Here is a 19511-nt window from a genome sequence, read left to right on the forward strand (position 1 = left end):
CGGTCGCCGGTGCGCGGCGTGCTCGTGGTGCTCATGGCCGCGCCGGGCCACGGGCGCCGGCCGTCGCCGGACCCCGTCGGACCTTCTGGAGTCCGGCGGGTCCGGCGGGTCCGATGGTGCGACGACAGGACCTGGTAGCGGGTGTGGCCGGGGCCGAGGCCAATAATGTCGCCATCTGCGTACGTCTGACCGCTTTTGACCGCTTACGGGGTGTGACTCGGGCCACGTAGATTGGGCGTAACGCTCGTGGAGACAGCGCGATGACCTAAGAGGTGATAGCCGCGGAGGGAATACGGACGCCGTACCAGGCGCTGTGCATCTTCCCGGCCCCCGCCCGCGCCGTCGGCCCATCCCCAGGCCGGTGGTCGGCTCCTGTCCGCAGTGGACGGTGCCGGAAGCCGTTTTCCAACGTTCCGAGAGGTTGTTCGTGTCGGCCAGCACATCCCGTACGCTCCCGCCGGAGATCGCCGAGTCCGTCTCTGTCATGGCGCTCATTGAGCGGGGAAAGGCTGAGGGGCAGATCGCCGGCGACGATGTGCGTCGGGCCTTCGAAGCTGACCAGATTCCGGCCACTCAGTGGAAGAACGTACTGCGCAGCCTCAACCAGATTCTTGAGGAAGAGGGTGTGACGCTGATGGTCAGTGCCGCAGAGCCCAAGCGCACCCGCAAGAGCGTCGCAGCGAAGAGCCCGGCCAAGCGCACCGCCACCAAGACGGTCGCGGCGAAGACGGTGACCACCAGGAAGGCCACCGCCGGCCCGGCCGCCCCCGCGGCGCCCGCCGCCCCGGCCGTTGCCGAGTCCGCCGAGGAAGCCGCACCCGCCAAGAAGGCCGTCGCCAAGAAGACGGCCGCCAAGAAGACGGTCGCCAAGAAGGCCGTCGCGAAGAAGACGGCCGCGAAGAAGACCACGGCCAAGAAGGACGACGTCGAGCTTCTCGACGAAGAGGTCCTCGAGGACACCAAGGTCGCCGACGAGCCCGAGGGGGCCGAGAGCGCCGGCTTCGTCCTGTCCGACGAGGACGAGGACGACGCGCCCGCGCAGCAGGTCGCCGCGGCCGGCGCCACCGCCGACCCGGTCAAGGACTACCTGAAGCAGATCGGCAAGGTCCCGCTGCTCAACGCCGAGCAGGAGGTCGAGCTCGCCAAGCGCATCGAGGCGGGCCTGTTCGCCGAGGACAAGCTGGCGAACGCCGACAAGCTCGCCCCCAAGCTCAAGCGCGAGCTGGAGATCATCGCCGAGGACGGCCGCCGCGCCAAGAACCACCTGCTGGAGGCCAACCTCCGACTCGTGGTCTCCCTGGCCAAGCGCTACACCGGCCGCGGCATGCTCTTCCTGGACCTCATCCAGGAGGGCAACCTCGGTCTGATCCGCGCGGTCGAGAAGTTCGACTACACCAAGGGCTACAAGTTCTCCACGTACGCCACCTGGTGGATCCGCCAGGCGATCACCCGCGCCATGGCCGACCAGGCCCGCACCATCCGTATCCCGGTGCACATGGTCGAGGTCATCAACAAGCTCGCGCGCGTGCAGCGCCAGATGCTCCAGGACCTGGGCCGCGAGCCCACCCCGGAGGAGCTGGCCAAGGAACTCGACATGACCCCGGAGAAGGTCATCGAGGTCCAGAAGTACGGTCGCGAGCCCATCTCGCTGCACACCCCGCTCGGCGAGGACGGCGACAGCGAGTTCGGTGACCTCATCGAGGACTCCGAGGCCGTCGTCCCGGCCGACGCGGTCAGCTTCACACTCCTGCAGGAGCAGCTGCACTCCGTACTGGACACCCTCTCCGAGCGCGAGGCGGGCGTGGTCTCCATGCGCTTCGGTCTCACCGACGGTCAGCCGAAGACCCTCGACGAGATCGGCAAGGTGTACGGCGTCACACGCGAGCGCATCCGCCAGATCGAGTCCAAGACCATGTCGAAGCTGCGCCACCCGTCGCGTTCGCAGGTGCTGCGCGACTACCTCGACTAGGTCCCGCGTCCACGACGCCGAAGGCCCGGTTCCCCTCGCGGGGGCCGGGCCTTCGTGCTGCGCGCGTGCGCAACGTGGATCACTCTGGGTGTCCCACGAGCACAGCGGAGTGAGGAGCATGCATGCGCCGTCCCATTGCCCGGGCACTGATCCGGCCGCTGGCCCTGGTGGCCACCCTGACGGGGATATCCGTGGCGAGCACCCCTCCCGCGGCTGCCGGCAGCGTGGTGGTCGGGGGGTTTCCGATAGACGTTTCCCAGGCTCCGTGGACGGTGGCCCTGGCCAGCCGTGACCTGTTCGGAGGAATGCGGGCGGGCCAGTTCTGCGGCGCAGTGGCCATCGGACGCAGCACGGTGGTCACAGCGGCCCACTGCCTGGCCGAGGAGGTCCTCGGGACACCGCCGGACCGTCTGCGCGACCTCAAGGTCATCGCGGGCCGCACGGACCTGCTGTCGGGGCAGGGCCAGGAGATCGCCGTACGGGAGATCCGGGTCAACCCCGCGTACGACCTCACGACCAACTCCGGCGACTTCGCGGTCCTCGGACTCGCCGGCCCCCTGCCGCGGAGCGCGGTGGTCCCCATGGCGGGCCCGGGCGACCCGGCCTACGCGCCGGGCACCGAGGCCCTGGTGTCGGGATGGGGTGACACGACCGGCGCGGGAACGTACGCACGCCGGCTCCGCGCCGCACGCGTGCGCGTGCTGCGCGACGAGGTCTGTGCCCGTGCCTACCCGGGCGGTCCCGACGGCGCCTACCGGGCCGGCACCATGCTGTGCGCCGGTGAGGCGAACGGCGGCCCCGACGGCTGCCAGGGCGACAGCGGGGGGCCGCTGGTGGCCGAGGGGCGGCTGATCGGCCTCGTGTCGTGGGGGAGCGGCTGCGGACGGCCGGGACTCCCGGGCGTCTACACGCGCGTCTCCGAGGTCGTACGGGCGCTCCAGCCGACCACAGCGGCCGGGGTGCAGCCCTCCAAGCCCGCGTAAGCGCGTGTGGGCATGAGCACGGGCGGCCGCTCCCTGGTGAGGAGCGGCCGCCCGTTCACCGGCCTGTGCCGGGGCTGGCTCGTCGTAGGTGCGAGATTCAGCGCTCTTCTTCCGAAACGGTGTTCGGAACGGAGGTCAGCCGCTCCGTCTCGTCCTGTATCTCAGCGGCGATCTTCTTGAGTTCCGGCTCGAACTTGCGACCGTGGTGGGCGCAGAAGAGCAGTTCTCCGCCGCTCAGCAGGACGACGCGCAGGTATGCCTGGGCGCCGCAGCGGTCGCAGCGATCGGCGGCCGTCAGCGGGCTCGCGGGGGTCAGAACAGTAGTCACGTCGCCTCTTCTCTAGCTCGACGAGCTGTCGTACCAGGGTCAACATCCAACCAGCCCGAAAACGTTCCCGCTCGTGGCTTTTCCTCGAAAAAATCTTTCCGGGGCGGCTGTCTGCTGCCGGTTGGCGGCGAATGTGCCGTATTGCGTCTCTTGTGTGCGTACGGGTTCGCGCTGTCTTGCTGTCTCGGTCCTCCCGGCCGGGTTGCCGGTTGTTCATGAGGACGTGCCCGGAGCCTAAATGGTTCATGCCTCGAAGGGAACGTGATGTGTACTTCACTCCATCGAGGGATCGAACGTGTATGCGAGTGTGGACTAGTGTGAGTTGCCGACGAGGGTGGCGTTACACCAGCTCTACCAGGGCTCGGTACCCTCTGAGCGGCGACCGAAGCCGCCCCCTTACCCACAAGGGGGCCACCTGAAATTCAGCGAGGAGCGAACCGCGTGACCGCCGATACGTCCGTGCCGTCCACAGCGCTGCTGGCAGGAGCAGACCGCGACGGTTCCAACTACACCGCGCGGCACCTGCTCGTCCTTGAGGGCCTTGAGGCCGTGCGCAAGCGCCCTGGCATGTACATCGGCTCGACCGACAGCCGCGGTCTGATGCACTGCCTCTGGGAGATCATCGACAACTCGGTGGACGAGGCCCTCGGCGGCTACTGCGACCACATCGAGGTCGTCCTTCACGACGACGGCTCCGTCGAGGTGCGCGACAACGGCCGCGGCATCCCCGTGGACGTGGAGCCGAAGACCGGCCTGTCCGGCGTCGAGGTCGTCATGACCAAGCTCCACGCGGGCGGCAAGTTCGGCGGCGGCTCCTACGCCGCCTCCGGCGGTCTGCACGGCGTCGGCGCCTCCGTGGTCAACGCCCTCTCCGCCCGTCTCGACGTCGAGGTCGACCGCAGCGGCCACACCCACGCCATCAGCTTCCGGCGCGGCGTCCCCGGCGCCTTCGCCGCCGACGGCGCCGACGCCAGGTTCGAGGCCAAGAGCGGTCTGCGCAAGGCCAAGAAGATCCCCAAGACGCGCACCGGTACACGGGTGCGGTACTGGGCCGACCGGCAGATCTTCCTCAAGGACGCCAAGCTCTCCCTGGAGAACCTGCACCAGCGCGCCCGGCAGACTGCCTTCCTGGTACCCGGCCTGACGATCGTCGTCCGGGACGAGTACGGCCTGGGCGAGGGTGGCAGCAAGGGCGAAGAGTCCTTCCGCTTCGACGGCGGCATCAGCGAGTTCTGCGAGTACCTGGCGAACGACAAGGCCGTCTGCGACGTCCTCCGCTTCTCCGGCAAGGGCACCTTCAAGGAGACCGTTCCCGTCCTGGACGAGCACGGCCAGATGACCCCCACCGAGGTCACCCGTGAGCTGGGCGTCGACGTCGCACTGCGCTGGGGCACCGGCTACGACACGACCGTCCGGTCCTTCGTCAACATCATCGCCACGCCCAAGGGCGGCACCCACGTCGCCGGCTTCGAGCAGGCGCTCACCCAGACGATGAACGATGTGCTGCGCGCCAAGAAGATGCTGCGCGTGGCCGAGGACAACATCGTCAAGGACGACGCGCTGGAGGGCCTCACCGCCGTCGTCACGGTCCGTCTGGCCGAGCCGCAGTTCGAGGGGCAGACCAAGGAGGTGCTCGGCACCTCGGCGGCCCGCCGCATCGTGAACAGCGTGGTCAGCAAGGAACTGAAGGCGTTCCTGACGGCGACCAAGCGTGACGCCGCCGCCCAGGCCCGGGTCGTCATGGAGAAGGTGGTCGCGGCTGCCCGCACCCGGGTCGCGGCCCGCCAGCACAAGGACGCCCAGCGCCGTAAGACGGCTCTGGAGTCCTCGTCCCTGCCGGCCAAGCTCGCCGACTGCCGCAGCGACGACGTCGACCGCAGCGAGCTGTTCATCGTCGAGGGCGACTCCGCGCTCGGTACGGCCAAGCTGGCGCGGAACTCCGAGTTCCAGGCCCTGCTGCCGATCCGCGGCAAGATCCTCAACGTGCAGCGGTCCTCGGTGACCGACATGCTCAAGAACGCCGAGTGCGGCGCGATCATCCAGGTCATAGGGGCGGGCTCCGGCCGCACCTTCGACATCGACCAGGCCCGCTACGGCAAGATCATCATGATGACCGACGCCGATGTGGACGGCTCTCACATCCGCTGCCTGCTGCTCACGCTGTTCCAGCGCTACATGCGGCCCATGGTCGAGGCCGGCCGGGTCTTCGCCGCGGTGCCGCCGCTGCACCGCATCGAGATCGTCCAGCCGAAGAAGGGGCAGGACAAGTACGTCTACACGTACTCGGACCGCGAGCTGCGCGACAAGCTCATGGAGTTCCAGAGCAAGGGCATCCGGTACAAGGACTCCATCCAGCGCTACAAGGGTCTGGGCGAGATGGACGCCGACCAGCTGGCCGAGACCACGATGGACCCGCGCCACCGCACGCTGCGCCGGATCAACCTGTCCGACCTGGAGGCCGCCGAACAGGTCTTCGATCTGCTGATGGGCAACGACGTGGCACCGCGCAAGGAGTTCATCTCCAGCTCGGCGGCGACGCTGGACCGGTCGCGCATCGACGCGTAACCGCCGCGCTGGGCTTCGGCCGACGGGGGCGGGGCAGGCTGGGGAGTCGCTGGGAGGCGTGTGCTTCAGGTAGGCGGGCGTTGCGGGGTGGCCGACGGGGGAGGCAGGGCTTGCTGGTGCGGCGGCCGACAGCGCCGCTGCCGGGGTGAGCGGGTTCGGCCTCGGTGACTCAGCCCCGGCGGCGTACGAGTGGATCGCCTGGCCAGGCCGCCTCCTGGAGCGGCCGGCCGCCACGGACCGGGCTGCTTGCCAGTGGCTTCCTGCCGTGGCCAGGCGCCATGCTCGTGGGCCGTCAGCCGTCAGCCGTCAGCCGTCAGCCGTCAGCCGTCAGCCGTCAGCCGTCAGCCGTCAGCCGCTTGCCGGGAGCGGGCCAGCGGCCATGCCCGTGAGCCGGGGGCAGGCCAGCCCTGGTCCGGCCGTGGCAGGGACCCCTCCGACTAGGCGTGTCCCCCTCACGACCCGGAGAATCCTCCACCCGTGGGTGGAGGGCAGGCGCTCCGGAGATTCCACCCTTGATCCACCCTGGCTCCGATCTCCTGGCCTGCGGATTTCCGTAGCTTCGAAGGCGTCGGCAGCACTCGCTTCCGGCACCGCCTTCTCGCTCACGGGGGTTCTGATGTCCGGGCTCGTCAACGCGCTGGTGATCGTGGCCGTCGTCGCCATAGTGATCGCGCGGCAGTTCCGCGCCCGGGTGATCGGCACGGACCGTCGCTGGTGGCTGCTGCCCGTGGTGCTCGCCGTCGTCGCGCTGCGCGAGCCCGGCGTCCTCGACTCCGATCACCGCATCGAATCCGGCGCCCTGCTCGCGGTGGAGCTGCTCATCGGGCTGGCCACCGGCGTCGGCTGGGGCTGGACCACCCGGATCTGGACGGAGCCGGACGGCGTCACATGGACCAAGAGCACGAAGGCGAGCGGCGCCGTCTGGGCCGTGGGCATAGCCCTGCGGGCCGGCGTCTTCGCCCTCGGCTCCGCACTCGGCCTGCACCAGGACAGCTCCGCGCTGATGCTGGGCCTCGCCGGCACCCTGCTGGTGCGCGGCGGGATCCTGGCCTGGCGCGCCCAGTCCGCCGGCGTCGTGGGCCGTCCCGCCCCGGCGTACGGTGACGACGAGCGGTCGGCCTGGAAGGAGCGCGCGTGACAGAGAACGCCTGGACACGCTGGCCGTCACGGGAAGCGCTCGGCCGCGCGGGAACCACCCGGGCCCGGCGCGTGCTCGTCTGGGCAGTCCGACTGCTCGTGCTGGCCCTGCTCCTCTGGGGTGCCTTCAGCCAGCGGCACGTCGGCATCTGGGGAGGGGTCGCGGCAGCGGCCGGAGTCATTCTCGCCGCTCTCGTCTCCTGGGCCTTCTTCCGGACCACCTACGAGCACCGGCTGGTGCCCTCCCTGGCGCTCATCGGCGTCCTCCTCGGTATCGCGGTCGCCGCCGAGGCCACGGGATTCAGAGGACCGGCCCTGGTGATCTGGTGCGGTTGCGGCGTCGGCGCGCTGGAGCGGCTGCCGCTCGGCGCCGCGGTCCCCGTCGCGTCGGTGGCCCTGGCCTCGTACGCCGCGTTCACCAATGACGTCTGGCTGTCCACGGCCGCCACCGTGGCCGGCATGGCCCTTGCCGGGTACGTGCTGCGGCTGGACGCGGAAGCCCGGGGCAATGCGCAGCGGCTGCTCGCCCAGGAGCGCGCCGCCCGCCTGGCCGAGGCCGAGTCCGCGGCCCTGGCCGAGCGGGCCCGCATCGCCCGAGAGATTCACGACGTGCTGGCCCACAGCCTCTCGGCGCAGCTCGTTCACCTGGAGGCGGCCCGGCTCCTGATCGAGAACGACGCGGACCGCGAACGGATCCTGGAGCGGGTGGTGGCCGCGCGGGGCATGGCCCGCGACGGGCTCGCCGAGACCCGGCAGGCGCTGTCCGCTCTGCGGGGAGAACTGACCCCACTGGAGGACTTCCTCACCGAACTCGTCAGCTCGGCCGACGGGGCCGAGGTCACCGTCACAGGTGAACGCAGACCCCTGCCGGCCGAGGCGTCCCAGGCCGTACGGCGGGTCGCGCAGGAGGCGCTGACGAACGTCCGCAAGCACGCCCAGGGCGCCAAAGTGGCCGTACGGCTCGACTACAGGGAGCACGAAGTGACGCTGAACGTCCGGGACTCGGGCGGACGGCCGGGCGAACTCAACGGAGCTGGAGGCGGGTACGGTCTGCTGGGCATGCGCGAGCGCGCCGAACTGCTGGGCGGTTCACTGGACGCGGGGCCGGACGAGGAGGGGTTCGTGGTGACGCTGAAGGTGCCCGTATGACGGAGGCGGAAGGAGAGAAGAAGCCCGCACGGGTGGTGGTGGCCGACGACCAGACGGTGGTCCGCGAGGGCATCGTGATGCTGCTCGGGCTGTTGCCGGGCGTGGAGGTCGTGGGGGCCGCCGGAGACGGTGAGGAGGCGGTGCGGCTGGTCGGCGAACTGGCTCCGGACGTCGTGCTGATGGACCTCAGGATGCCCCGCTGCGACGGCGTGGAGGCCACCCGGCGGATCCGGGCCCGGTACCCAGGAACCCAGGTCGTGGTGCTCACCACCTTCGCGGACGACGAGTCGCTGTTCCCGGCGCTGCGGGCCGGTGCCCGGGGATACCTGACCAAGGACGCCGGCGGCGACGAGATCGTACGGGCCGTGCACAGTGTGCTCTCGGGGGACGCGGGGCTGTCGCCGAGTGTCCAGCGCCGGCTGCTGGAGCGGCTGTCGCAGCCCGAACCCGAGCCCGTGCCGGCGGCCGGCGAGACGCCCGACGGGCTGACCGCGCGCGAGACCGAGGTGCTGGTGCTGATCGCCGAAGGCCTCAGCAATCAGGAGATCGCCCGCAGACTGCACGTATCGACCGCGACCGTGAAGACCCACATCAACAACCTCTTCGCCAAGACGGGCCTCAAGGACCGGGCGCAGGCCGTGCGGTACGCCTACAGCAAGAGGCTGGTGCGGCCACCCACCGGGTGAATCACCTGATGGGGTGAAGAGCGCGAGGAAGAAGAGTCAGGGATCTTCCCGTTCTGTCCATCCTTGGGCATGCAGTCAAGCAACGGTCGCCCCGGGGGCGCCGGGGACGGTCCCGAGAGAGCGGCCGAGAACCAGGAAGACCATGCCACGCCCTCCCGGGACGTGACGTACGAGGACCCTTGGTACGACGCGCTGGCCTCGGGCTGGGGTGAACTGGACGGCACCGGCAGGCCGGCGCCGGCTGTGCCGCCCGCGCACGGTGAGCCCGGTGCGACGGCGGCGGACGCCCGCGAGGTGTACGTCCAGGTGCAGCGCAGTCAGGCGTTCCAGGAGGTACGCGGCAGGTACCGGCGGTTCGTGGTGCCGGGGGTGGTCGGCTTCCTGGTCTGGTACGTGGGGTACGTGGTCGCCGCGACGACCGCGCCGGGATTCATGGCCCGGCCCGTGGCGGGGGCGGTGAACGTGGGGATGCTCGCGGGGCTCGGGCAGTTCCTCAGCACCTTCCTGCTCACCTGGGCGTACGCCCGGCATGCCCGGCTGCGCCGGGACCGGGCCGCGCTGGAGCTGCGCTGGGACACCCAGGAACTGGCCCGCGGTGCGCGAGGAGGCGCCTCGTGAGCGGTGACCATCAGACGCCGGCGCTGCTGTTGTTCACCGGGTTCGTGGCGGTCACCCTCGGGATCACGACTTGGGTGAGCCGCAGGCGGCACGGTTCGGCGGAGGAGTTCTACGCCGGCGGGCGGCTCTTCTCCCCGATGGAGAATGGTTTTGCCATCGCGGGCGACTACATGTCGGCCGCCTCCTTCCTCGGGATCGCCGGGCTCATCGCGCTGTACGGGTACGACGGGCTGCTGTACTGCGTGGGGTTCCTCGTGGCGTGGCTGCTCGTGCTGTTCCTGGTGGCGGAACTGGTGCGCAACTGCGGACGGTTCACCCTGGCCGACGTGGTGGCCGCGCGGATGCGCGAGCGGCCGGTGCGGATCGCGGCGGGAACCTCCTCGGTCACGGTGTCCGTTCTGTATCTGGTGGCGCAGATGGTCGGCGCGGGCAGCCTGGTGGCGCTGCTGCTGGGGCGGACGGGCGGCGCGGCCCAGGCGTGGACGGTCATCGGCGTCGGCGCGCTCATGGTGATCTATGTGTCGTTGGGAGGGATGCGGGCCACCACCTGGATCCAGATCGTGAAGGCGGTCCTGCTGCTCGGCGGGACGGTCGTGCTGACCGTGCTCGTCCTGCTGCGCTTCCACGGTGACGTCGACCGGCTGCTGTTCACGGCCGCGGAGCGCAGCGGCCACGGGAAGGCGTTCCTGGCGCCGGGCCTGAGGTACGGCGGGGACTGGACCGACCGGTTCGACTTCATCAGCCTGGGACTCGCGCTGGTGCTGGGCACGGCCGGACTGCCGCACATCCTGTCCCGCTTCTACACCGTGCCGACCGCACGGGCCGCGCGCCGCTCCGTGGTGTGGTCCATCGGTCTGATCGGCAGCTTCTACCTGATGACGATCGTCCTCGGATTCGGTGCGGCGGCGGTGGTGGGGCCCGAGGCCGTACGCGGATCCAACGCGGCCGGGAACACGGCGGTGCCGCTGCTCGCCCTCGACCTGGGCGGCGGGTCGGGCTCCACCGGTGGCACGGTGCTGTTCGCGGTGGTCGCCGCCGTGGCCTTCGCGACGATCCTCGCGGTGGTGGCGGGCATCACGCTCGCCTCCTCGGCCTCGGTGGCCCACGATCTGTACGCGTCGCTGCGCCGGCCGCACGGCAAGCCTCGCAGCGAGGTGGCGGTGGCCCGGTGGGCGGCGGTCGGCATCGGCGTCGTGGCGATCGCGCTCGGCCTGCTGGCCCGCGATCTCAACGTCGCCTTTCTCGTCGGCCTCGCCTTCGCGGTCGCCGCGTCGGCGAACCTGCCCGTCCTGCTCTACTCGCTGTTCTGGCGCGGCTTCACGACGCGTGGCGCGGTGTGGGCGGTGTACGGCGGGCTGCTCCCGGCGATCGGGCTGGTGCTGCTGTCCCCGGTGGTGTCCGGCAGCCCGGACTCCCTGTTCCCGGCCGTCGACTTCCAGTACTTCCCGCTGGACAACCCGGGCATCGTCTCCATCCCGCTCGGCTTCCTGGCCGGCTGGCTGGGCACGGTCACCTCGGACGAGGTAGCGGACGAGGGCAAGTACGCCGAGACGGAGGTGCGTTCGCTGACCGGGGCCGGAGCAGCGTAGCCCGGCCACGGTGTGTCGCTACGGCGCCACCCAGGCGTACCGGTGTTCCGGGCGGCCGGTGTCGCCGTACTTCAGGGAGAGGCGGAGCCGGCCCGCCTGTTCCAGGTGGCGGAGGTAGCGCTGGGCGGTGGAGCGGCTCAGGCCGGTCCGGGCGGCCACCTCGTGGGCCGAGAGCGGATGGCCGGCACGGTGCAGGACGCCGCAGATCAAGTCGGTCGTGGGCTCGGAGTGGCCGGTCGGCAGGCCGGGTGTGGAGGGGGCGGGGGCGGTGCGCAGGGCGCCGAAGATCCGGTCGACCTGTTCCTGGCCCGTCAGGCCTCGGCCGCCGACCCGGTCGACCGTGCGGCGCAGGGCGGCGTAGGAGTCCAGGCGGGCGCGCAGCGCGGCGAAGGTGAACGGCTTGACCAGGTAGTGCAGGGCGCCCAGGCGCATCGCCTGCTGGACGGTTGTCACATCGCCGGCCGCCGTGATCATGATGACGTCCGCGCCGTGTCCCTGCTCCCGCATGCGGTGCACGAGTTCCAGGCCGGTCCGGTCCGGCAGGTAATGGTCGAGCAGGACCAGATCGATCCCGCCGCGTTCGACGGCGGCCAGGGCCTGGGCGGCGCTGTGTGCGCGGGCGGCCACCCGGAAGCCGGGAACCTTTCCCACGTACTTGGCGTTGATCTCTGCGACGCGGAAGTCGTCGTCCACCACCAGGACGTCAATCATCAGGCCTCTCCTTCAAGGCCGGCGAGCATCGAGCCCGTGTTCGGCTCCGCAGTTGTAGCGCGAGCAAAACGAGCACAACAGGTCCCTGCGAGCAAAAGAACGGCTTGTGCTCACAAGACTGCTGCTGTGGCGGGGGCCACACCTACCGTCCCGGCCCATGAGCGCACACACCAGCCCCGCCATCGAGCTGCGGGGCGCGAGCAAGATCTTCAGAACCCCGTCCGGAGGGCTGCACACGGCCGTGCGCGGCCTGGACCTCACCGTCGGGCGCGGCGAGTTCGTGGCGGTCGTAGGACCGACGGGCTGCGGCAAGTCCACCACGCTGACCCTGGTCAGCGGCCTGGAGGAGCCCACCGAGGGCGAGGTGCTGGTGGCCGGGGAACCGGTCGACGGCGTCGGCGACAAGGTCGGCTTCGTCTTCCAGCAGGACGCCACCTTCCCCTGGCGGACGGTCCTGTCGAACGTCATGGCGGGCCCCCGCTTCCGGGGCGTGCCCAAGGCGGAGGCGAAGCAGAGGGCCCGCGAGTGGCTGGCCCGGGTGGGACTCACCGCCTTCGAGGACCGCTATCCGCACCAGCTGTCCGGCGGTCAGCGCAAGCGCGTCGCCCTGGCGGCCACGTTCGTCAACGACCCCGAGATCCTGCTGATGGACGAGCCGTTCTCCGCGCTCGACGTGCAGACCCGGGCGCTGATGTCGGACGAGCTGCTGGAGCTGTGGGAGGGCACCGGCGCCTCCGTCGTCTTCGTCACCCACGACCTGGAGGAGTCCATCGCGCTGGCCGACAAGGTCGTCGTGATGACCGCCGGGCCCGCGACCGTGAAGCAGGTCTTCGACATCGACCTGCCCCGCCCGCGGAAGGTCGAGTCGGTGCGCCTGGAGCCGCGGTTCATCGAGATCTACCGCGAGATCTGGGAGTCCCTCGGCGAAGAGGTCCGCATCACCCGCGAGAGGGGTGCCGCCCATGTCGCCTGAGGTTCTCAGCACTCCGGTCGTCGACACCGCCAAGACACCCGGCCGCGCGCAGACCCGCGCCCAGGCCGCCCGCCGGCGCAAGGTCCTCGTCGGCGTCGCGCGCGTGGTGCTGCTGGTGGTCGTCCTCGGACTGTGGGAGACGCTGTCCCGCGCCAAGGCCATCGATCCGTTCAACTTCTCGATGCCCTCGAAGATCTGGGACCAGATCTACACCTGGGTGGCCCACGGGACGGCGCTCGGCTCCCTGGGCGAGCAGATCTGGTACACGCTCCACGAGGCACTGCTCGGCTGGGTCATCGGTGTGGTCGCCGGTGTGCTCCTCGGTATTGCGCTCGGGCGGATCAGATTGCTCGCCGAGATTCTTGGTCCGTACATCAAGGTGCTCAACTCGATTCCCAGGATCGTGCTGGCGCCCATCTTCCTCATCTGGTTCGGCCTCGGTCCGTCTTCCAAGGTGGCCTCCGCCGTCGTGCTCGTCTTCTTCCCGGTGTTCTTCAACGCCTTCCAGGGCGCCCGCGAAGTGGACCGCAACCTGGTGGCCAACGCCCGCATCCTGGGCGCCAGCGACCGCCGGGTGACCCTCCAGGTGGTCATCCCGTCGGCCACCTCCTGGATCTTCACCAGCCTCCACGTCAGCTTCGGCTTCGCGCTCATCGGCGCCATCGTCGGCGAGTACATCGGTGCGACCAAGGGCATCGGCCTGCTCGTCGCGCAGTCGCAGAACACCTTCAACGCGGCCGGCGTGTACGCCGCGATGGTCATCCTCGCCGTCGTCGCCCTCGTCGCCGAAGGTCTGCTCACCTTCGCTGAGCGGCGCATCTTCCGCTGGAAGCCCAGCGGTTCCGACAGCTGACCGGCCCCCTCGCATCCCCGCTCCTTCCTCCCGCACCGCCCTCTCACAAGGACGTGAACCGCATGCGCAAGACCGCCAGATACGCCTCCCTCGCCGCCGCCGGACTGCTCGGCCTCTCCTCCCTCACCGCCTGCGCCAACGACGCGGCAAGCTCCACGGCCGACACCGGCAGCGGTGGCAGCGGCAGGGGCGAGAGCGTCAAGATCATGGTCGGCGGCCTGGACAAGGTCATCTACCTGCCCGCGATGCTCACCCAGCGCCTCGGCTACTTCCAGGCCGAGGGCCTGAAAGTCCAGCTCCTGAGCGAGCCCGCCGGGGTCCAGGCCGAGACCGCGCTCGTCTCCGGCCAGGTGCAGGGCGCGGTCGGCTTCTACGACCACACCCTCGACCTGCAGGTGAAGGGCAAGGCGGTGGAGTCGGTCGTGCAGTTCTCGCACGCTCCCGGCGAGGTCGAGGTCGTGTCCGACAAGGCCGCCGGCGACCTCACCTCGCCCAAGGACTTCAAGGGACGCAAGCTGGGCGTGACCGGCCTCGGCTCCTCGACCGACTTCCTCACCAAGTACCTGGCGGTCAAGAACGGAGTGAACGTCAGCGAGTTCACGCCGGTCGCGGTGGGGGCGGGACCGACGTTCATCGCGGCGCTCCAGAACGGCGCGATCGACGGCGGCATGACCACCGACCCGACCGTCGCGACGCTCCTGGACAAGAAGGCCGGGAAGATCCTCGTCGACATGCGCACCCCCGAAGGTTCGCAGGAGGCGCTCGGCGGGCCGTACCCCTCGTCAAGTCTGTACATGCAGACGGACTGGGTGAACGGACACAAGAACACCGTCCAGAAGTTGGCCAACGCATTCGTCAAGACGCTCAAGTGGATGTCCACGCACAGCGCCGACGAGATCGCCGCCAAGATGCCCGCCGACTACTCCCAGGGCGACAAGGCCCTCTACGCGCAGGCCATCAAGAGCACCCTGCCGATGTTCACCGACGACGGCGTGATGCCCCAGGGCGGTCCCGAGACCGTCGAGAAGGTGCTCAAGGCGTTCAACCCCAACATCAAGAACGCGAAGGTCGACTTGAGCAAGACGTACACGACGGAGTTCGTCAAGGCGGTCAAGTGATTGCTGCATGAATCAATGCATCGCGCTCAGGCGCGGGTCGCCCACACGTAACGGTGTTCCGGGCGGCCCGCGTCGCCGTACTTGAGGGTCAGCCGGGCCCGGCCGGTGCGCTCCAGCAGCTTCAGATACCGCTGGGCAGTCTGCCGGCTGACCCCCGTCCGCTCGGCGATCTCCTGGGCGGAGAGCGGGCGTTCGGCGCTCAGCAGCGCCTGGCGCACCAGTTCGGCCGTTGTGGGGGAGTGCCCCTTGGGCAGCCCGGGCTCCGACGGGGCGGACAGGGCTCCGAAGATCCGGTCCACCTCCGCCTGCTCGGCCTCCCCGCCACCGTCCAGGGTGCGCCGCAGCTCGGCGTACGCCTCCAGCTTCGCCCGCAGACCGGCGAACGCGAACGGCTTCACCAGGTACTGCAACGCCCCCTGTCGCATGGCCGCCTGCACGGTCGACACGTCCCGCGCCGCCGTCACCATGATCACGTCCGTCTGGTGGCCGCGCCGGCGCATCTCCTGGACGACCGCGAGCCCCGTGTCGTCGGGCAGGTAGTGGTCCATCAGGACCAGATCCAGCCGCGGCAGGGTCTCCACCTGGCGCAGCGCCTCGGCCGCGTTGTGCGCCTCGCCGGCCACATGGAAACCGGGGACCTTCTCCACGTAGGCGGCGTTGACCCGGGCGACGCGGGTGTCGTCGTCCACGACCAGGACCTCGATCATCGCGCCTCCTCCTCGGCGACGGCAGCGGCCCCGCGGGGCTTCTCGGGCACCGCGGGTTCCAGCTCCGGTTCGGTCAGCGCCTCGGGCAGGATCACGGTGAACTCCGCGCCACCGCCGGGCGCCGTGCCCACGGTCGCGCTCCCGCCCTGCCGTTCGGCGAGCCGGCGCACCAGGGAGAGCCCGATGCCCCGCTTGCCGTGCGCGGGCGGCTGCTTGGTGGACCACCCCTCCGTGAAGATCAACTCCCGCTGGTCCTCGGGGATTCCAGGGCCCGTGTCGTGCACCGTCAGGACGACCGTACGGCCCTCCGCGCGCAACTCGACCTCCACGCGCGCGTGGAGGGTGCCCGCGACCGCGTCGAGGGCGTTGTCCACGAGGTTGCCCACGACCGTGACCAGACCCCGGGGATCGATCAGCCGGTCCGGGAGCCGGGTGCGCTCCGACACCCACAGGGCGACTCCGCGTTCGGCCGCCACGGTCGCCTTGCCGACCAGCAGCGCGGCCAGGAGCGGGTCCTGGATCTTCTCCGTGACCTGTTCGGCGGTGGCCCGGTGGTCCCCGACCACCTCGCCGACGAACTCCACTGCGTCGTCGTACATCTCCAGCTCCAGCAGCCCCAGCAGGGTGTGCATGCGGTTGGCGTACTCGTGGTCCTGCGCGCGCAGGGCGTCGATCAGCCCGCGGGTGGAGTCGAGTTCGCGCCCCAGCTGCTCCAGTTCGGTGCGGTCGCGCAGGGTGGCCACGGCGCCGCCGTCGCCGGTGGGCATGCGGTTGGCGACCAGCACGCGCTGGCCGCGCACGGTGAGCAGATCGGTCCCGGTCACCCGGCCGGCCAGCACGTCCGTCGTACGGCCCGTGCCGAGCGCCTCGTCGGGGGTCCGTCCGACGGCCTCGTCGCCGATGCCCAGCAGCCGCCGCGCCTCGTCGTTGAGCAGGCGGATACGGCCGCCCTGGTCGAGCGCGACGACGCCCTCCCGGATGCCGTGCAGCATCGCCTCGCGCTCGGCGAGCAGCGCCGAGATGTCGGAGAAGGCCAGGTCCCGGGTCTGCCGCTGGACCCGGCGGGAGATCAGCCAGGCTGCCAGCGCGCCCACCGCGAGCGCACCGCCGGCGTACGCGAACAGCCCCGGGATCGCGCTGATCAGACGCGCCCGCACACTGTCGTAGGCGATGCCGACCGAGACCGCGCCGACGATGCGGTGGTCGGCGTCGTACAGCGGCACCTTGCCGCGCGCCGAGCGTCCCAGGGTGCCCTTGTCGATCTCCATGACCTCCTTGCCCGCCAGGGCGTCGGAGGGGTCGGTGGAGACGGGCCGGCCGATCTCCGAGGGCGTGGGGTGCGACCAGCGCACCCAGTCCCGGTTCAGCACCACGATGTACTCGGCGTGCGTGGCCCGCCGGATCCGCTCGGCCTCCCGCTGCACCGGGCCGTTCCTGGTCGGCGGGGTGGTGAGGACCCCCTCGGCGATCTGCGGGTCCTGGGCGGTGGTCTCGGCGATGGCCAGCGCGCGGCGCATCGCCTCCTGGTCAAGCTGCTTGCTGAGCGGAGCCAGGAAGAGCCCGGTCGCGAGCACCGCGACTCCCGCGGCGATCGCCACCTGCATCAGCAGCACCTGGGAGAACATCCGCCGGGGCAGTCCGAGGCGCAGACGGCGGGCGGGGGGAGTCGGACTCATACCCACGACGGTACGTGGGGCCGCCGGAAGCACCCCAGGGTGTGTGGTGTGGATCTCTTGATCCACCTGTTGATCAATGGTGGACGGCATGCGTGACGGCACCGGTGCGCGGCTAGCTCGCCAGCGCCGTCGGCCTCAGCTCGCGCACCTCGACCACGTCCATCCGTGCGGGCGTGCCGAGCACCGCCGCGCCACAGCTCTCCGGGCGGGGCGGCAGCGACGCCCCCTGCGCCACGGTGACCCGCCACCGGCGGCCGTCGGTGTGCACGACGGTGACCTCCCAGCGCGGGGCCGTGCCGGCCGTCCGTACGACGCTCAGCACACCCGTCCGGTACTCGCCCGCGGCCGACCGGACGGCCAGCTCCGCCGCCTGACCGGGCCGTTCCCACGCGGAGCACCCCCGGCACCCCTCGACGACCACGCGCCCCTCCTGGACGCCGTGCAGGGCCTCCTTGACGGTGTGCGCCTCGGCGCGGCCGTAGGCGTAGCCGTACGGCAGGACGAGCACCGTGGGCGCGAACCGGTGTCCACCCAGATGGGTGACCTCCCAGACGCCGCGCACCCCGGAGGCGACCAGCTCCGTGGCGAGGGGACGGCCCAGGAGGGCACAGCAGCGGTCGCGCTTGCCGTTGGTGCACACGAGCGCCAGCGGGTCACCGCGGTGCGGCTGCCCGCCGAGCACCGCGCCGAAGGAACGGTGGTCGCCGGTCCCGAGGCCGGCGAAGTCCAGTCCGAGCAGCCGCTCCGGATCGCGGGTGGTGGCACTGTGCAGCCATACGTTTCCCGGAACGGTGTGCGCGGCGTACACCCGCCGGACCGGGGGCGTGCCGGGGTCGGCGTGGCGCCCCGGGCGCCGGATCAGCGCGATGCGCACGCCGGTTCCGTCGGCGGCGGCCTCCAGCGCCCGGCCCAGCGCGGGGTCCAGGTGACTGGAGGTGAGCGCCTTGACGCCCCACGGACCGGGCTGTTCCAGCAGCAGCCACGTCGTCGCCGTGGCAGCAGTACCGGAAACCGGCTCGTCGAGGCTCCGGGAGACGGTCGCACACCTACTCACAGAGGTGAGCCTAACCTGACTCTCCCCGGGGGCACTTCCGGCCGGTGCCGTGTCCTACTCCGGGAGGGGCTGCGGCGGGCGCGGACCGACGTAGTGGCCGCTGGGGCGCATGCGCAGCGGGCGCTCGCCGTACTCCTCCAGGGCGTGGGCGATCCAGCCCGCGGTGCGGGCGACAGCGAAGATCGTCTCGCCGGCCGTGGCCGGCATGCCGGAGGACGCGGTGAACACCGCCAGGGCCAGGTCCACGTTGGCGTGCAGCGGGGCGTGCCGGGCGGTCGTGGCCACGATGTCGCGGGCCGCGAGCAGCGCGGACTCCGCGCGCGGGAGGTGTTCCAGGAGGCCGAAGAGCACCCGCGCGCGGGGATCCTCGCCCGCGTACAGGCGGTGGCCGAGGCCGGGGACGCGGCGGCCGGCGCGCAGTTCGGCGGCGATCACGGGGACCGCCGTGCCCTGGTCGAGCACGTCCAGCAGCATCCGGTGGGCCAGGCCGCTGGCGGCGCCGTGCAGCGGACCCTCCAGCACGCCCAGCCCGGCCGAGACGGCCGCGTACGCGTGCGCGCGGGCCGAAGCGGCGACCCGTACCGCGAGCGTCGACGCGGCCAGGTCGTGGTCGGCGAGCAGCGCCAGCGCGGTGTCCAGGACGCGCAGGGAGCCCTCGTCCGCGGGGCGGCCGGTCAGCCGGGTCCACAGGCGATGGGCCAGCGGGCCGTCGTCCTTGCGCTCGTACGCGGCCGGCGGCAGCGCGGCGACCAGGGTCGGGATGAGGATGCGCGCCGTGCTCAGCACGGCCTCCTCGGACAGGTCGAAGCGCAGCGGGTCCTCGGCCGCAGCGGCGATCGCCGCCACCCGCAGCCGGTCGGCGGGGGAGGCGTGCTCGGACAGGGCGTCCACCGCGCGGCGGGCGACCGCCACCGTGGTCTCGGGTGCGGAGAAGGCCGCCCCGGGGCTCATCCGGCCCGTCCACAGCCACTCCGCGACCTCCTCGTAGGGGTGGCGGGCGGCCAACTCGACGGCGTCCACGCCCCGGTAGAAGTACCGGTCCTGCTCGATCAGCGTGATCCGCGTGCGGACGGACAGGTCCCCGCCGGAGCCGGGACTCCCGGCCGCCTCGCGCCGGTTGCGGCGGGCGAGGGCCTCCACCTCCTTGGCCTCGAAGGTGCTGGCCCGGCCGCCGGGCTCGCGTCTGCTGCTGAGCAGGCCGCGGCTGACGTACGCGTAGACCGTCTCGGGCTTCACGCCGAGGAGTTCGGCCGTCTCCTTGGTGGTCAGCCGGCGCCCGGGCCGGTGGGGAGGGGTGTCGTGATCGCGCATGGGCGCCACGGTAGTCGTCTCTGCACACATTGATGACAGCACATTGATTCAATCAACATTGACAAGAAATCAGTCAAGCATGGA

17 protein-coding genes are annotated in these 19511 nt (G+C 70.9%); 11 read left to right on the forward strand and 6 right to left on the reverse strand.

Annotation, left to right across the window (positions count from 1 at the left end; all coding sequences use genetic code 11):
• Positions 1-427: 427 nt before the first annotated feature.
• Both ACIP4Y_RS34730 and ACIP4Y_RS34735 read left to right on the forward strand, forming a co-directional pair.
• On the forward strand, positions 428-1969 hold the full coding sequence (locus ACIP4Y_RS34730; RefSeq protein ID WP_401400050.1) for an RNA polymerase sigma factor: 1542 nt from the start codon (positions 428-430) through the stop codon (positions 1967-1969).
• A 122-nt stretch (positions 1970-2091) separates the two neighbouring features.
• A complete protein-coding gene (locus ACIP4Y_RS34735) occupies positions 2092-2952 on the forward strand; it encodes a S1 family peptidase (RefSeq protein ID WP_401400053.1) in 861 nt (286 codons plus the stop codon).
• A gap of 97 nt (positions 2953-3049) precedes the next feature.
• On the opposite strand, the gene ACIP4Y_RS34740 is transcribed toward ACIP4Y_RS34735, so the two are convergent.
• The gene (locus tag ACIP4Y_RS34740) at positions 3050-3280 is read right to left on the reverse strand and encodes a hypothetical protein (RefSeq protein WP_030342923.1); all 231 of its coding nucleotides are present in this window, start codon (positions 3278-3280) and stop codon (positions 3050-3052) included.
• Positions 3281-3721: 441 nt separating this feature from the next.
• On the opposite strand from ACIP4Y_RS34740, the gene ACIP4Y_RS34745 reads away from it, so the two are divergent.
• The 6 genes from ACIP4Y_RS34745 (at position 3722) to ACIP4Y_RS34770 (ending at position 11024) form a co-directional block, all read left to right on the forward strand.
• On the forward strand, positions 3722-5845 hold the full coding sequence (locus ACIP4Y_RS34745) for a type IIA DNA topoisomerase subunit B (RefSeq protein ID WP_401400056.1): 2124 nt from the start codon (positions 3722-3724) through the stop codon (positions 5843-5845).
• Positions 5846-6461: 616 nt separating this feature from the next.
• Positions 6462-6983 (forward strand): DUF1453 domain-containing protein, encoded by a 522-nt coding sequence (locus tag ACIP4Y_RS34750; RefSeq protein ID WP_401400059.1) that lies wholly within the window; start codon positions 6462-6464, stop codon positions 6981-6983.
• A complete protein-coding gene (locus tag ACIP4Y_RS34755; RefSeq protein WP_401400061.1) occupies positions 6980-8131 on the forward strand; it encodes a sensor histidine kinase in 1152 nt (383 codons plus the stop codon). Before ACIP4Y_RS34750 ends, ACIP4Y_RS34755 begins: the two co-directional genes overlap by 4 nt.
• Positions 8128-8817: a response regulator gene (locus tag ACIP4Y_RS34760; protein ID WP_401400064.1), complete on the forward strand. Its 690-nt coding sequence runs from the start codon at positions 8128-8130 to the stop codon at positions 8815-8817. Before ACIP4Y_RS34755 ends, ACIP4Y_RS34760 begins: the two co-directional genes overlap by 4 nt.
• Positions 8818-8979: 162 nt before the next feature.
• Positions 8980-9435: a DUF485 domain-containing protein gene (locus tag ACIP4Y_RS34765; RefSeq protein WP_401400067.1), complete on the forward strand. Its 456-nt coding sequence runs from the start codon at positions 8980-8982 to the stop codon at positions 9433-9435.
• Positions 9432-11024, forward strand: coding sequence for a cation acetate symporter (locus ACIP4Y_RS34770; RefSeq protein WP_401400070.1), 1593 nt, complete (start codon positions 9432-9434; stop codon positions 11022-11024). The genes ACIP4Y_RS34765 and ACIP4Y_RS34770 overlap by 4 nt, the downstream gene beginning before the upstream one ends.
• A gap of 18 nt (positions 11025-11042) precedes the next feature.
• Here ACIP4Y_RS34770 and ACIP4Y_RS34775 read toward each other — a convergent pair whose 3' ends face one another.
• Positions 11043-11735, reverse strand: coding sequence for a response regulator (locus tag ACIP4Y_RS34775; protein ID WP_401400073.1), 693 nt, complete (start codon positions 11733-11735; stop codon positions 11043-11045).
• 157 nt (positions 11736-11892) lie between these two features.
• Here ACIP4Y_RS34775 and ACIP4Y_RS34780 point away from each other — a divergent pair, with 157 nt between their 5' ends.
• The 3 genes from ACIP4Y_RS34780 (at position 11893) to ACIP4Y_RS34790 (ending at position 14679) form a co-directional block, all read left to right on the forward strand.
• Positions 11893-12708, forward strand: a complete 816-nt coding sequence (locus tag ACIP4Y_RS34780; RefSeq protein WP_401400076.1) for an ABC transporter ATP-binding protein — start codon at positions 11893-11895, stop codon at positions 12706-12708.
• The gene (locus ACIP4Y_RS34785; RefSeq protein WP_401400079.1) at positions 12698-13561 is read left to right on the forward strand and encodes an ABC transporter permease; all 864 of its coding nucleotides are present in this window, start codon (positions 12698-12700) and stop codon (positions 13559-13561) included. Before ACIP4Y_RS34780 ends, ACIP4Y_RS34785 begins: the two co-directional genes overlap by 11 nt.
• 62 nt (positions 13562-13623) lie before the next feature.
• Complete coding sequence (locus ACIP4Y_RS34790; protein ID WP_401400081.1) at positions 13624-14679, forward strand: ABC transporter substrate-binding protein; 1056 nt, start codon at positions 13624-13626, stop codon at positions 14677-14679.
• A 26-nt stretch (positions 14680-14705) separates the two neighbouring features.
• Here the strand turns inward: ACIP4Y_RS34790 and ACIP4Y_RS34795 are convergent, their stop codons facing one another.
• From ACIP4Y_RS34795 to ACIP4Y_RS34810, 4 genes are all read right to left on the reverse strand, one after another.
• On the reverse strand, positions 14706-15386 hold the full coding sequence (locus tag ACIP4Y_RS34795) for a response regulator (RefSeq protein ID WP_358647424.1): 681 nt from the start codon (positions 15384-15386) through the stop codon (positions 14706-14708).
• Positions 15383-17062: an ATP-binding protein gene (locus ACIP4Y_RS34800; protein WP_401400084.1), complete on the reverse strand. Its 1680-nt coding sequence runs from the start codon at positions 17060-17062 to the stop codon at positions 15383-15385. The genes ACIP4Y_RS34795 and ACIP4Y_RS34800 overlap by 4 nt, the downstream gene beginning before the upstream one ends.
• A 112-nt stretch (positions 17063-17174) precedes the next feature.
• Positions 17175-18116, reverse strand: coding sequence for a sucrase ferredoxin (locus ACIP4Y_RS34805; RefSeq protein WP_401400087.1), 942 nt, complete (start codon positions 18114-18116; stop codon positions 17175-17177).
• 54 nt (positions 18117-18170) lie between these two features.
• The gene (locus tag ACIP4Y_RS34810; RefSeq protein ID WP_401400089.1) at positions 18171-19427 is read right to left on the reverse strand and encodes a citrate synthase; all 1257 of its coding nucleotides are present in this window, start codon (positions 19425-19427) and stop codon (positions 18171-18173) included.
• Between the last annotated feature and the right edge of the window lie 84 nt (positions 19428-19511).

The organism is Streptomyces sp. NPDC088810 (assembly GCF_044750305.1).
GTDB lineage: Bacteria > Actinomycetota > Actinomycetes > Streptomycetales > Streptomycetaceae > Streptomyces.

Excerpts from the sequence above, each read along its gene's own strand:
- ACIP4Y_RS34735 (WP_401400053.1), top strand. The coding sequence starts at position 2,092 with ATGCGCCGTCCCATTGCCCGGGCACTGATCCGGCCGCTGGCCCTGGTG.
- ACIP4Y_RS34750 (WP_401400059.1), top strand. The coding sequence starts at position 6,462 with ATGTCCGGGCTCGTCAACGCGCTGGTGATCGTGGCCGTCGTCGCCATA.
- ACIP4Y_RS34760 (WP_401400064.1), top strand. The coding sequence starts at position 8,128 with ATGACGGAGGCGGAAGGAGAGAAGAAGCCCGCACGGGTGGTGGTGGCC.
- ACIP4Y_RS34775 (WP_401400073.1), bottom strand. The coding sequence starts at position 11,735 with ATGATTGACGTCCTGGTGGTGGACGACGACTTCCGCGTCGCAGAGATC.
- ACIP4Y_RS34780 (WP_401400076.1), top strand. The coding sequence starts at position 11,893 with ATGAGCGCACACACCAGCCCCGCCATCGAGCTGCGGGGCGCGAGCAAG.
- ACIP4Y_RS34785 (WP_401400079.1), top strand. The coding sequence starts at position 12,698 with ATGTCGCCTGAGGTTCTCAGCACTCCGGTCGTCGACACCGCCAAGACA.
- ACIP4Y_RS34790 (WP_401400081.1), top strand. The coding sequence starts at position 13,624 with ATGCGCAAGACCGCCAGATACGCCTCCCTCGCCGCCGCCGGACTGCTC.
- ACIP4Y_RS34795 (WP_358647424.1), bottom strand. The coding sequence starts at position 15,386 with ATGATCGAGGTCCTGGTCGTGGACGACGACACCCGCGTCGCCCGGGTC.
- ACIP4Y_RS34800 (WP_401400084.1), bottom strand. The coding sequence starts at position 17,062 with ATGAGTCCGACTCCCCCCGCCCGCCGTCTGCGCCTCGGACTGCCCCGG.
- ACIP4Y_RS34810 (WP_401400089.1), bottom strand. The coding sequence starts at position 19,427 with ATGCGCGATCACGACACCCCTCCCCACCGGCCCGGGCGCCGGCTGACC.